The sequence below is a fragment of the Clostridium nitrophenolicum genome (genome assembly GCF_055391695.1).
Window position 1 is genome coordinate 4,515,484 of sequence record NZ_AP042469.1, and the last position, 13,759, is coordinate 4,529,242.

13 protein-coding genes and 1 riboswitch are annotated in these 13,759 nt (G+C 30.0%); of the genes, 2 read left to right on the top strand and 11 right to left on the bottom strand.

The window, feature by feature from the left end; translation table 11 throughout:
* Positions 1 to 5: 5 nt before the first annotated feature.
* The 3 genes from ACZ5N4_RS21415 to ACZ5N4_RS21425 all read right to left on the bottom strand — a co-directional run bounded on the left by ACZ5N4_RS21415 (position 6) and on the right by ACZ5N4_RS21425 (position 1,451).
* Positions 6 to 341, bottom strand: coding sequence for a single-stranded DNA-binding protein (locus ACZ5N4_RS21415; RefSeq protein WP_464204516.1), 336 nt, complete (start codon positions 339 to 341; stop codon positions 6 to 8).
* Between the two features lie 70 nt (positions 342 to 411).
* On the bottom strand, positions 412 to 771 hold the full coding sequence (locus tag ACZ5N4_RS21420) for a hypothetical protein (protein ID WP_464204517.1): 360 nt from the start codon (positions 769 to 771) through the stop codon (positions 412 to 414).
* Between the two features lie 8 nt (positions 772 to 779).
* Complete coding sequence (locus ACZ5N4_RS21425; protein ID WP_464204518.1) at positions 780 to 1,451, bottom strand: superoxide dismutase; 672 nt, start codon at positions 1,449 to 1,451, stop codon at positions 780 to 782.
* 137 nt (positions 1,452 to 1,588) lie between these two features.
* Between ACZ5N4_RS21425 and ACZ5N4_RS21430 the strand changes: the two genes are divergently transcribed.
* Positions 1,589 to 2,206 (top strand): hypothetical protein, encoded by a 618-nt coding sequence (locus tag ACZ5N4_RS21430; RefSeq protein WP_464204519.1) that lies wholly within the window; start codon positions 1,589 to 1,591, stop codon positions 2,204 to 2,206.
* A 16-nt stretch (positions 2,207 to 2,222) separates the two neighbouring features.
* On the opposite strand, the gene thiC is transcribed toward ACZ5N4_RS21430, so the two are convergent.
* The 3 genes from thiC to ACZ5N4_RS21445 all read right to left on the bottom strand — a co-directional run bounded on the left by thiC (position 2,223) and on the right by ACZ5N4_RS21445 (position 5,476).
* Positions 2,223 to 3,536 carry a phosphomethylpyrimidine synthase ThiC gene (thiC, locus tag ACZ5N4_RS21435; RefSeq protein ID WP_464204520.1) on the bottom strand — a complete coding sequence of 438 codons (1,314 nt, stop codon included), beginning with the start codon at positions 3,534 to 3,536 and terminating at the stop codon, positions 2,223 to 2,225.
* Positions 3,537 to 3,682: 146 nt separating this feature from the next.
* Positions 3,683 to 3,781, bottom strand: a riboswitch (TPP riboswitch).
* Between the two features lie 73 nt (positions 3,782 to 3,854).
* On the bottom strand, positions 3,855 to 4,916 hold the full coding sequence (locus tag ACZ5N4_RS21440; protein ID WP_464204521.1) for an HD-GYP domain-containing protein: 1,062 nt from the start codon (positions 4,914 to 4,916) through the stop codon (positions 3,855 to 3,857).
* Positions 4,917 to 5,299: 383 nt separating this feature from the next.
* A complete protein-coding gene (locus ACZ5N4_RS21445) occupies positions 5,300 to 5,476 on the bottom strand; it encodes a YjfB family protein (protein WP_464204522.1) in 177 nt (58 codons plus the stop codon).
* A 480-nt stretch (positions 5,477 to 5,956) separates the two neighbouring features.
* Between ACZ5N4_RS21445 and ACZ5N4_RS21450 the strand changes: the two genes are divergently transcribed.
* Positions 5,957 to 6,469 carry a rhodanese-like domain-containing protein gene (locus ACZ5N4_RS21450; protein WP_464204523.1) on the top strand — a complete coding sequence of 171 codons (513 nt, stop codon included), beginning with the start codon at positions 5,957 to 5,959 and terminating at the stop codon, positions 6,467 to 6,469.
* Positions 6,470 to 6,532: 63 nt separating this feature from the next.
* Here ACZ5N4_RS21450 and ACZ5N4_RS21455 read toward each other — a convergent pair whose 3' ends face one another.
* From ACZ5N4_RS21455 to ACZ5N4_RS21475, 5 genes are all read right to left on the bottom strand, one after another.
* Complete coding sequence (locus ACZ5N4_RS21455) at positions 6,533 to 8,311, bottom strand: aminopeptidase P family protein (RefSeq protein ID WP_464204524.1); 1,779 nt, start codon at positions 8,309 to 8,311, stop codon at positions 6,533 to 6,535.
* A 306-nt stretch (positions 8,312 to 8,617) separates the two neighbouring features.
* The gene (locus ACZ5N4_RS21460) at positions 8,618 to 9,547 is read right to left on the bottom strand and encodes a flagellin N-terminal helical domain-containing protein (protein ID WP_464204525.1); all 930 of its coding nucleotides are present in this window, start codon (positions 9,545 to 9,547) and stop codon (positions 8,618 to 8,620) included.
* Positions 9,548 to 9,830: 283 nt separating this feature from the next.
* Entirely contained in the window at positions 9,831 to 10,886 is a 1,056-nt protein-coding gene (locus ACZ5N4_RS21465) for a glycosyltransferase (RefSeq protein WP_464204526.1), read from the bottom strand.
* A 232-nt stretch (positions 10,887 to 11,118) separates the two neighbouring features.
* Positions 11,119 to 12,597, bottom strand: coding sequence for a hypothetical protein (locus ACZ5N4_RS21470; RefSeq protein ID WP_464204527.1), 1,479 nt, complete (start codon positions 12,595 to 12,597; stop codon positions 11,119 to 11,121).
* 59 nt (positions 12,598 to 12,656) lie between these two features.
* Complete coding sequence (locus tag ACZ5N4_RS21475) at positions 12,657 to 13,754, bottom strand: FkbM family methyltransferase (protein WP_464204528.1); 1,098 nt, start codon at positions 13,752 to 13,754, stop codon at positions 12,657 to 12,659.
* Between the last annotated feature and the right edge of the window lie 5 nt (positions 13,755 to 13,759).

The window sequence follows — 13,759 nt, forward strand, 5'->3', positions numbered from 1 at the left end:
CCTTGCTAAACTGCACTTTCTTTTTTGCTATCTAAGAATTGAATGCCATCGGCTTCAACTTGGGTAATATATTTTTTATTTCCACTTTCTTCAGTATAGCTTCTTGTTATTATCTTTCCACTTACCCCTATGAGTTTTCCCTTGGTAAGATGTGGATTGATTTTATCTGCGTGATTGCTCCAATAAACAACTGAAATAAAGTCTGCATCTTTTTCTCCATTTTTATTTGGAAAGTTTCTATTTACCGCAAGTATAAATTTAACGACGCCTCTTGTACCATCATCAAGCTGCATAAAGTCAGCGTCCTTTGTAAGTCTTCCTATAAGTACTACTTTATTCAAAATCTTTCCCTCCTAATCTGTTTTCTATAATTATGTCCAAATTAGGAGGGCTTAAACAATAAATCCGTCTCTATTGCTTACTTCCACATTTATCACAAAAATGAGCCTTTTTATCTATTAGAGTACCACAGACTCTACATTCCTTTTTATCCTTTAACTTAAGAATTTTCTTTTTAATTTTTTCCTTTTCTTTTTCTAACTTTTTAATTTCTTCACAGTGCTCTATTATTTTTTTAGGGTTATCCTCACCGCTCTTATGCATTTTATATATTTTTTTACCTATTTCCATGCATATTTCATTTATGGCCTTATCACAAGATGCCATGGACAGCGATAAATCTGAATACTCAATTAATTCTTGAGATTTTTTAACAGCTATATCTGCATTCTCCTTAAGGGACATTTTTATAAGCTTTAGTTTATTACTCATTGACATGTTTAATCTTCATCATCCTTAATAGTCCACATTGGATATATAGATGGATTTTCTACATGTCTCATACTATCTACTGCGGATTTAATCATATTGTATTTTTGCAGACGACCGTTAACTATTCTCCAATTTATATTTTTTATAAATGTATCAATGTATTTACTTCTGTCTGTTCCAAAATCCATAAAATATGCATGTTCATAAACATCCATAATTAATAGAGGATATGACTCCCATACTGCTCCGACATCATGAGCATCTGAACCAAAAACATGAAGTCTATTATCCAAAGGATCAATGGCAAGTATGGCCCACCCTCTGACTGCTAATCCTACATTTTTAAAGTATTGAAGAAAGTTTTCATAACTGTTAAAATCTCTTTTTATTAGCTTTATTATTTCTCCTGTTGGATTATTAAATCCTCCTGTCATGTTCTGAAAGTAAAGCTGATGCAATTTTACTCCATCAAGAGCAAATGTTTCTCCTAGTTTTAAGCTTCTCATTTTACTATAAGTAGCATTACTGTCCTTAAATTCCTTTGCATCATTTGGTATATTCCATATTTCATTCATTTTTGATACATAGCCTTCATATAGTTTATAATGCTGTTGAAGCTGTTTTAATGTTATACCCTGTACAGATGAAAAATCATATTCTTTTGGTGTTAATTTAAACACTTGCATTTCTCCCTGTAATATTAATTCATAATAATTATATTCAGCTGCATGAAAAAAGGTACCTAGCTTATGTAATTAATTTCCTCCTTATGATATACTAATTATTAACAATTTGCTGAGTTTGGGGAGGGTCTTATATGAGGACATATAAAAAACTTTTGAGTACATTGCTATGTTTTGTGTTATCCTTATCTCTAATATCTTGTAAACTTAATTCAAGTAAATCTTCGAATTTGTCTCCTAAAGCAGAAGAAACAGTATCAAGCTTTTTTAACTCTCTTAAAGCTGGTGATTTTGATAAGGCAGCTAATTATTTAGATAAGAGTAATAAGGAATATAATACTGATTTAAAATTTAAAAACTCCCTTGAAGAAAAGTTAGTTAAAACTGCTGTTTCAAAAGTAAGTTATAAAATATTATCTTCACAAGCTAATTCCAATAATGCAGTTGTTGAAGTGGAAATTACTTCACCTGACCTTCTAAATATTTATAACGATGTAATGTCAAATATAATAACGCCTATAATACCTGAATATAGTAGTGCTAATGAAAGTGAAAAGCAAAAAATTAAGAGTAAAGCTGTAAAGGCCGCAGTAGAGTATGTAACTAAAACTTTAAATAGTGAAGGTTGTCCTAAAACTACTAATACAGCTAAGCTAACCTTATATGAACAAAATAGCAAATGGATCATAAAACCAAATGAAGATTTCATATATGCCTTAACAGGAAAGATGCCTCAACTACTCAGAAAGTAATTGAGGCATCTATATTTTAGTCCTCTTCCCTTAATATGTTTACATTTTTGCCTTCCATAACTCTATTCATATTTCTTACGGAGCACATCTTTCCACACATAGTACAGCTATCACTATGTTCTGGCGTGGATTCTCTTCTATACCTTCTTGCTTTTTCTGGATCTATAGAAAGTTCAAACATTGATTCCCAATCTAACTTCTGTCTTGCTTTTGCCATAGCTAAATCCCATTCTTCAGCACCTTTAACTCCTTTTGCTATATCTGCAGCATGGGCAGCTATTTTACTCGCAATAATACCTTCTTTCATATCTTCTAGATTAGGAAGTCTTAAGTGTTCTGCTGGAGTAACATAGCATAGGAAATCTGCACCATTTGCTGCTGCAATAGCCCCTCCTATAGCACTTGTTATATGGTCATACCCTGGGGCAATATCTGTAACTAAAGGTCCTAAAACATAGAATGGAGCTCCATGACATAGCTTCTTCTCTAAAATCATATTGGAGGCTATTTCATTTAAGGCCATGTGTCCAGGTCCTTCTATCATAACCTGTACATTTTTCTCCCAGGCTCTTTTTGTTAACTCACCTAAAATCATAAGTTCTTTAATTTGGCTGGCATCTGTAGCATCTGCAAGGCAGCCTGGCCTACAAGCATCTCCAAGACTTATAGTTACATCATATTCTACACATATATCTAGAACCTTATCGAAATATTCATAGAATGGATTTTCTTTGTTATTAAGTTCCATCCATGCATATAAAAGTGATCCTCCTCTAGAAACTATATTCATAACTCTTTTATTCCTTTTAAAAACCTGAGCAGTTTCTCTGTTTATACCAGCATGAATAGTCATGAAGTCAACTCCATCTTTAGCATGCTTTTCAATTACTCTTAAAAATTCTTCTGAAGTTATATCACTTAGTTCTTTATCATAAAAGCCTACTGCATCATACATTGGAACTGTGCCTAGCATTGCTGGACTTATTTCTACTACCTTTCTTCTGAACTCTTCAGTTTTCCCAAAGGAACTTAAATCCATTATAGCTTCTGCTTTCATTTCTATAGCTTTTTGTACCTTCTCAACTTCTGCATCTACATTACAGCAGTCCTTTGAAATTCCCAAATTAACATTTATTTTTGTTCTTAAACCTTGTCCTACTCCTTCAGGACTTAATGCTTTGTGATTCTTATTCGCAGGTATGACAACTTTTCCTTCAGCTATAAGCTCTCTTAATTGACCAACATCCATATGTTCCTTTTCTGCAACTACTTTCATCTCATTTGTAATGATGCCTTTTTTAGCAGCATCCATCTGTGTTGTATAGTTCATAATCTTCGGTCTCCTTTTTATATAATTTTAGTAGTTCATAAATATCCCCATATGTAATGCTGGCTTTTTAACTTAAATATATTTCTAATAAAAAAAATGAAAGCTTACCAAAAGATAAGCTTTCATGTAAAATCCAAAGAATATACTAATTTACACTATTGCTTCCCTCCGGTAGTGTTAACTACATCAGGTTCCAAGGTTTAGGCAAACGCCCTCTCAGCCAAACGGCACACCTAGCAAATACAAAGGCTCTATTTATTTCTACATAAAAATTATACTTCAATATATTACCTTTGTAAAGGATTAGAATATATTTGTTTAAACTACACTTTTTACTACTAAATTTATACTCTCTACTAAGTCGATTTCATAAGGTTCTATATCATTTCTTGTTTCAGCGTCATATATAACTCTTATTACAGGCCTGTCAGGAAAATTTTCATTCTGCCTTACTACATATCCTTCAACATTATTTGATAACTTAACACAGCAGCCTAGAGGATAAACTGAAAAGGATTTTCTAAATATCTTGACTATTTCTTCATCAAAAATTGTACCACTTCCTGCTAATATTAACTCATAGGCATCATTTGGACTGAAAGTTTTTTTATAATCCCCGCTATTTGCTATAGTATCATACACATCACTTATAGTAATTATACGAGCATATTTTGATATACTCTTGCCTTCTAAACCATAAGGATATCCTTTACCATCCATTCTCTCGTGATGTTGTAGAACTGCTCTAACTACTGTCCCAGGAATTCTGATATTCTTTCTCAGAATATTAGCTCCTATATAAGGGTGTTCCTTAAATTCATTTAACTCTTCTTTTGTTAAGTTTCCTTTTTTTTCTAACAAACTCTTTGGCAGCTGAGCTTTGCCTATATCATGCATAACAGCAGCTAGTCCTAACTCTTTTACTGAATTGGAGTCCATTCTCATAGCATGTCCTATAAAAGTTGCCATAACACAAACATCTATACTATGCACGTAGGTCTGGTTGCTATTTGTTTGGATGTCATATAAGCTTTTATTTATATCTGCACTTGTACCTATATAATCTATAAGTTCATCAACAATTTTCTGATAATCTGACATTATCTTTTTATCAGAAACGACAGTTATATTCTTCATCATCCTTGACATACATTCCATAGTTGTCTGCTTTAATCTGCTGACATTTTCATCTTCTACTTCAACATCCTCTAACCTTTTATCTTCTACATATACATAAAATATTCCCAGTTCTCTCATTTTATTAATGTAATTATTATTTAACACCGTACCTGCTCTTAATAAAACTCTTCCATCATTAGTGAATATATTTTTACCTAATACTTCATTTCCTTCTAATCTATTTATAATCTCCAGCTTCATATTTCACCTCGAAAGTTAAATTTGCTAACAAATATTGTTTCTGTAAATAATTATATAATATTTTATATGAGAATAATAATAGATAATATGACACTATACCCAAATATATGCTAAATATGTCTCTACTTTTACCTGTAATGCTATAATTATATATTTAATTATACTGCAAATATAATTATAAGTGCACTATTTTTTATAAAAAATGAACCGCCTTTGAAAGGCAGCTCATTTTCTAATTTTTTATTCCTGTTTATCCGATGACTACCCGCTCTAATACTCCCATCGCACTCTGTGAAAGCGGGAGTAAAGAGCGGCTACGTCCCTGGATTCGTTCAACTAAGAATTAGATGGGTTTTAAAACTCCATCTGATTCAAGTTTCACTTTATCCTCTTATGTCCAAATTCTGTCCTAAATTAGGGTTAACTGACTTTTCAATCATATCTGTCATAGCTTGTGCATTTTCTTTACCTGTATTCATAGCCATTTTCATCACTGCAAGGCTAGCTTGATCCATTACCTTAGATTGACTCATTGCCATTGATACTCCTGCTATATCCATAAAAACACCTCCCGTCAGATTATTTAGTATCTCTTCTACTTATAGATATCGTTTATAAATTAATAATTTGAAGGCCTCTTAATTTTTATTATAAACTTTGTAAAATAATTTACTGCATTTCTGATGGCTTTCACTTGTTTAGCATAAATTAAACTAATATTTAGATTTCCATCAAAGACATTAATACCTATAGAGAACGTAACGTTTGGTATTTTTTCAAGACTTTCTAGTATCCTTACAGAAGTCAACTTGTTACAGTTATATAATTTCCTTATTTACTACTTTATACTATAAAATTGCAATCTTCTAATTCAAAAAAATTATAGAACAAAATTTAATAATAAAAATAATCAATACAAAATTCTACCATATTTTACCATTATTCGTTGACACATTAAGCTTCAAATGCTATTATGAGTACGTTGTCAAAGCCTTTTACTCAATATAAAAGGCTAAAAAGTTTAATGGGGGAAGGTAATCATGAAAAAACTTTTATCTTTAACAGCAGCAACAATCATGGGGTTATCATTATTATTTAGTGGTTGTGCTAAAGAATCTAAACCAACAGAAACTAAATCAGCTGAAAGTAGTAATACTAGCAGTACTTCAAGCAATAGCACTTCTAATTCTAATGATAAGAAAGATTTCAAATATTATACTGCTGAACAAACAAAAAAGGCTATAGAAGAAAAGAAAGACATAATTTTATTGGATATTCAAGTTGAAAAAGACTTTAAAGAACATCATATTAAAGGGGTTATTCCTACATATGCTTATCCAGTTAAAACTGATGAAGAAAAGGCTAAACTTGAAAAAGTATTGCCAACACTTCAAAAATCCAATAATCCTATAATAATAGTTTGCCCAGGTGGTGCTGGCGGAGCAGAAAGAACTTATGCTTATTTATCAGAAAAAGGGATATCCAAAGATCGTCTATTTATATTACAAAATGGACAAAAAGGATGGCCATACCCTGAACTTCTTGAAAAATAAACTTGTTAATAAAAAGAGAAGCTGTACAAACTACTATACAGCTTCTCTTAATTTTACATATGATTATATTTCTCTAGTTTCATGCTTTAGCCATTCTTTTTCATCTTTATTTAAGTATGGAGAAAGCTTACTGTAAACTTCTCTATGATAGTTATTTAACCATGCTTTTTCTTCTGGAGTAAGCATGTCTACCCCTATTCCTTTTAAGTCTATTGGACAGAAGCTAATTGTTTCAAACTTCATGAATTGTCCAAATTCTGTTTCTTCATCTTTAACTACAAGAAGAATGTTTTCTGTTCTAATTCCATGTCTACCTTCTTTATAAACCCCAGGCTCATTAGTTACAATCATACCTTCTTCAAGTACAGTAGGGACTACATTGCAACGAATAGCATGAGGTCCTTCATGTACGTTTAAGAAGAAACCTACACCATGGCCAGTTCCACATTTATAATCTATTCCATATTCCCATAATGGTCTTCTAGCAAGTATATCAAGATTAGTTCCGTTAACCCCACATAAGAATCTAGCCATACTTAAATCAATAACACCTTTAACAACTAAAGTGAAGTCTCTCTTTTCTTCTTCAGTAAGAGTTCCTAATACCATAGTTCTAGTTATATCAGTAGTTCCATCTAAATATTGCCCACCTGAGTCTAATAAGAACATGCCCTCTTTTTTAAGCTTATAGTCACTTTCTGGAGTTGCTGAATAGTGCATCATAGCTGCATGTTCTTTATATGCTGCTATAGTAGTAAAACTAATACCTTTAAATAGATCTTGTTCTGCTCTAAAGCCTTCTAATTTATCAGCAGCAGATATTTCACTAATTTCTTCTTTGCCTAAGTTATTATCTATCCAGTGTAAAAACTTAACCATTGCTACGCCGTCTTTTATATGGGCATTTTTAATATTTTCTATTTCAACTTCATTTTTTATACCTTTAATTTTTGTTGTTATATTATCTTTTTCTATAATTTCAATACCTTCATTTAAACCTTTACAAATGCCAAAGCTTGTTTTAACAGGATCCATCATTACTTTACTTTCTTTCGCAAGTGTTTTTAAGTAGTCGTTTACATCTTCATAAGCTTTTATAACAATTCCATCTTGTTCTAATTCTTTTTTAACTTCATCTTTAACCTTTACAGGATTTATAAATAATACAGTTTCTTTTTCTGAAACTACTACATATGAAACTGCTACCGGGTTGCATGGTACATCAACTCCTCTGATGTTTAAAAGCCATGCTATATCATCAAGAGAGGATAAAACAATATGAGTAGCTTCATCTTTTTTCATTTCCTCTTTAACCATATTTATTTTCTCTACTCTTGATTTACCAGCATACTTAACATCATGAACAAAGATTGACGCTGTAGATATACTTGGTCTATCCTTCCATAGTTCATTAATTAAATCATATTTATATTCTAAAGTTATTCCTTTTTTTGATACAGCCTTCTCTATATTTCTAGCTAAAGAAGTTGATAGTACACTTCCATCGAAGCCGACAACTCCATTTTGAGGTACTACTTTTGAAAGCCATTTTTCTATTGTTGGTACTGATGGTTGTCCCATTTTAAATAACTTTATACCTGATCCTTGTAATTGTTTTTCAGCCTGTATAAAATATCTACCATCAGCCCATAAACCAGCATCATCTAGAGTTATTACAGCTGTTCCAGCAGAACCTGTGAAACCAGAAATCCACTGTCTGCTTTTCCAATGCTCTGCAACATACTCACTTTGGTGGGCATCTGAACTTGGAACTATATATGCATATATGCCCTTTTCCTTCATCTTCTCTCTTAAAGAATTTACTCTTTCTTTGATACTCATAATAAAAATCCTCCTCTTTTATAGAGTGTTTATTTGAAAACTTTATAATAGGAATTTATTTGAAATTTTGAATATATTCTCATTATACATTAATTCCAAGTTTTTTTATATAGTTTTACAGTAAAAATTTAAGTATAACTATAAAAAGTTTCAATTTAATAAAAATAATTTGATTAATATCAAAAATTCATTCATATTTTTCATATTTATTAACATATTAAAGTATAAAAAAGAAGCTGTACAAACCATTATACAGCCTCTCTTAGTCTTTTAAGCTAGATTTTTTTAAATTATAGAATTATTATTTTATAAAGATTTTAACAATTGTAAAACTCCTTCTGCTTGATGATTGGCCTGTGCAAGTATTGCCTGAGATACTTGAAGAAGAATATTATATTTTGCATAATTCATCATTTCTTTTGCCATATCAGCATCTCTAATTCTTGATTCTGCTGCAGTTAAATTCTCTGCAGTGTTATCAAGATAGTTAATTCTATGCTCCAGTGCATTCTGGGTAGCTCCCAGTCTTCCCCTAGCAGAAGATACACTTTTTATAGCATCATCATATATTTTAATTGCTGCACTAGCATTCTCAGGATTTGAAAGATCTAAAGCACACTCTGTATTGCCTCCATTAAGTTGTACATTAGAAAATATAGCTATAACTTTTCCATCCTTTGATGTAACGTTTGTCCCTGCCTGTCCACTTATATTAAGTGCTTTTGCTCTCATATCTTCTAACTTAATTCCTAAACTTTGCCCTGTATTAGGTCCTACTTGAAGTCTAAGCTCCGAGTTAACTCCATCATATTTATAAGCACTGTCATTTAAAAGTTTCATAGTATTAAACTCTGTATTATTTCCAATACTGTTAATTTCCGAAGTTAACTGATTAATTTCTTCTTGTATATTCTTTCGATCTTCATCATTTAACGTTCCATTAGCTGCTTGAATAGCTAATTCCTTCATTCTTTGAAGAATAGAATGAGTTTCATTTAAAGCTCCATCTGCAACTTGTATAACCGAAATGCCATCTTGAGCATTTCTTGATGCCTGCTCTAATCCCCTTATTTGAGCTCTCATTTTTTCGGAAATTGAAAGACCTGCAGGATCATCTGCTGCTCTATTTATCCTTAGCCCAGAAGAAAGCCTCTCCATAGCTCTTCCAAGCATATTCAAGTTGTATGTCATATTCCTATATGCAATCATTGCATTTATGTTATGCCCGATTATCATATAAATTCTCCCCTTTTATATAGTTCACTTCTAAAATAGAATTATTGTTCCATGCATACTCAGTATAGAGTTTATCAAAAATAGATTGTTACCTATATTTTACCATAAAACATTTGCTTTATATATAATAAATCACTATTTCGTAATTATTTTCCTTTTTTGACAAAAGGGGCATGAAATAAAAAAATTGTAGATAAATTTTATATTATAATTCTATCTACAATTCTTTTATTTTTAACTTAATAAATTTTTTCTCTGATATCTTTGTGAGTTAATCTTAGTACTAATTCAGCTCTGCTTTCAATCTCTTAAGTGCAGGCTCATAATCACCGCAGTTTCTATAGCACTGCACTGCTTTATTTTTAAACCCAAGTACATCGTATATAATGCCTGTATTATAGTAAGCAAAAAAACTAGTAACCCCTTCTACCTTCCCATAAGGAAACTTTGTGCAGGCTAAAAAGCTTTCTATGGCTTTTTCAAACATAGCATTATTCATATATATAAGTCCCATAAGAAAAAGAAAGTCTGGGCTATTCTTATAAACTTCAAAAACATTTTCAAGAATTAGAGCATCAGAATATCTCTCACTATTAATTAAAGAATATCCATAAGTTTCTACTAAATCATTTGCATATTCTAAAAAATAATCTAAGTCAAAGGACAAAGCTTTCTCAAAATATGAAGAAGCACCTTTGTAATCTTTAAGTAAATAATATGACTTTCCTAACTGATAATAAAGATATGGATCTTCTTGATTTAAACTTATTGCTGATTTTAACATATCAATATTTCTTTTAAGTTTATTAGTCCTATTTAAAACTTCTTTTGTATACCCTATGTGTTCTGCTATTATATCCAAGGTTTCAGTTCTATAACTTTGTCCATCTTTAGAAGTTATCTGCTCATGTATTATTCCTTCATAGTGAAAGTGCTTTTTATTAAAAAGCCTATTAACCCATTCTGTATATTTCTTGCTTTCAAAGGCATCTTCCATTATATTTATTCTTTTTATTCTTCCTACTTTATTTTCATTTATAGGATTGTTTATAAAAGCATCTACAGAGTATTTAAAAAAGTCAGTAACAACTTCATCTGCATCTAATACTAGTATCCAATCGTTGGATGCTTTTGATATGGAGAAGTTTCTAGCTTTTGAAAAGTCGTTACACCAAGTAAAGTCATAAATTTTGTCTGTAAATTCTGAGGCTATAGCCTTTGTGTTGTCTGTAGATCCTGTGTCTACTATTATTATTTCCTCTATAAAAGGAGCTACCTTGGAAAGGCAACTTTTTAAGTTGGATTCTTCATTTTTAACTATCATGCATAAGGTAAGCATATTTTCTTCTCCCTTTATTATGTATTTCTTTTGTATTACCATAGTTTTTTAAATTATATAAAGTTTTTACATAGAAATTGAAGCATTAGCAGTTAACTTCTAACTGTTAATGCTCCATTTAAGTATTTTCTTATTACCCATTCTTTTATTTCACTAATTTTTAATATCAAAGAATACAAATGTCAATTTTTAATATACTGATAATAAAGTGTATGATATAGCTAAATCTTTTTTAGTTGCTATTTTTATCTAAAACACATTCTTTTATTGCTTTATATACCTTCTCTCCACAAGTACCATCAGTATTAGCATAGACCTTTGATGCTATGCCTTTTCTATTTTTAGCTAATGTATCATAACCTTTAGAAAATTTCTTTACAAGTTCATACCACGGTTCGTCTTTATCGTAAAAATAATAAAAAGCATTTGAAGGTACTAATGAATTTTTAGGCATTTCTTTATCCAAAAATAATACTTTTTTCTCTGTAAGTAAATATGAACGTAGTAGGGATCCATCAGCGGAAATTAGCACATCTGCCATCTTTAAAACTGGTAAATAATCATCAGTTTCATCTAAAATTACATTATTATACATACCAATTTCTCTATTTATATACTTATGTGTCAAAATATCATAGTAACTTAATAACTCTGGTGTGTATTTCATAATGGAAATCCTTGTAAGCGGGTGAGGTCTCCAAATCAATACACTATTTTCATCAATATTGCTTATATTTAAAATATTCGATAATACTCCTACTTTTAAAAACGGTTGATCAGCAAAAAATAAGCATCCTGTATTCAATAAATAAACTGTTTTTCCTTCTAATTTTTCTTTCCATTCTTTTGGATAGGATATATCTTTCTTTGTCAAACTCACCATATGATCAAGTTTCGGAGAACCAAGCAACAAAACTTTTTCTTCTGATATTCCATCCCGAATAGCTACTTTTTTCACATGTTCACTTGACAAAATAATTTTGTCCACATTTTTTACTGACGGAATATCATATGCTAAATACATAGAGTTTTTATCTGATGCAACAAAAGAAGAAATATGATAAGGTACATACACTAACATATCTGTATATTTTTTTAAATTAGATGTAAAATACTCTTCATAAACCTGAGTAATAGTATTATACTGATCATATATGTTATGAACAAATATAATATCTGGTTCTTCCTCTTGAAGATTATATTCACTATAATGTTTAATAGGAACGTTTTTAGGAAACTGATTGCCTTCATATGTTTGTATAGCATTATCTTTAGATAATTTATAATAAGGGATTGGTACAACTTGAGCAATGCAATCTTCGTCTTTTAATGCAGCTTCATATACTGTTTCAAGGCTATCCCACATAGAGGCTTTATATGGGAAAAATACTATATTTAATTTGGCTTTAACTTCATCTTTAAATATTGTTTTTGTTAATATTACTTCATTTTTCAGAAAAATAATATTTTCCTTACTTATAATTTTATTATCATTTCTTAAGTAATAGAAATTTTCTCGAATACTATATAATTTAGTTATTGTTTTTTTAGGAGTATCTTTTTCATTTTCTAACTGCTCTAAAATTACACTAACAGCTGCTAAACAATCATCTATTGCACTATTTTTGTCATGTAATTTATATAAAATTTCTAACATTTCATATATTGTATCCACTAATTCAGAAATTCTTTTTTTTCTTTTTAAAAACATATTCTTACTCCTTGAAGTTTTATAGATTTAGCTTATAAATTAATTTTAAATTTGGAATTCTATATAGCATACAGCACTGTTTCAATTGCGTGGTTACTATAATGTCTTATGTAAAACTTATAATCAGGCACTAAACTTTGTAAATACAATGGAATTTCTAAAATATCTTCAGGCTTATGATAAATACAAATTGCCAATCTTGGTCGATAAGTAACTATTGTTTTTTTTGCACCTTTTAAAGCTTCCAGCTCTGCTCCCTCAATATCCATCTTAATAAAAGTAGCTTTTTCCCCATTTAGTACTTCATCTAAACTAATTACATTAACATTATAGTCTCCATTCTCTATTATACGTGAACTACTGTTTGCTTCAGAGTTAAAATGTAGTACTTCTTTTTTATTCCACAAACCTGCGTTAAATAATTCAATATTTTTTATATTTTCTTGTTTAATAACTTTTTTACATTTCTCATAGTTTGATCTATCAGGCTCAAAAGCATAAATTTTTTCATATTTTCCATTAGACCACTTTTTAAATAATAAAGATGTTTCACAATTAAAACATCCTGCATCCACAAAAATCTCATTTTCTTGAGGTAAAATCAAATTATTTTCAAAATATTGTTTATCAAATAAAATTTCAAATTTAAAATCTAAGTTACCACTTAAAATATGATCATCTGGAAACCCCATTGAAATAAGTTCGTTATGTATTTCATTTTCATAATCCAATGTCCCTATTACAACAAAATCTTCTTTATGATTACTAATTAATTCTTCAGGAGAAATAACTTTTAAGCCACAATAATTTTCTTTTTGTTTATTTGTATCTTTATCACAAAAACAATACCAATTTAAGTTGCTAAATAAATCATATATATAATTACCATATTTACCTGCACCATAGATAATAAATTTGCTTTTAGGATATTCTTTACTAATTTTTTTATAACTATTATAAAATTCGCTAAATACTTCATTTTTACTTGAATCAAACTCAGATATATAAGAAATCATATCTAATAGATAGTTGTAATCTTTAGTTAAATTATACAGAAGTCTTAAACCAAAAATTTGTTGCGATTTTTCATCCATTAAGCTATCATAAATTTTCTTTACTTCTGGAAAAACTTCTTTAAATATATTTTCATTACTCACTTTTA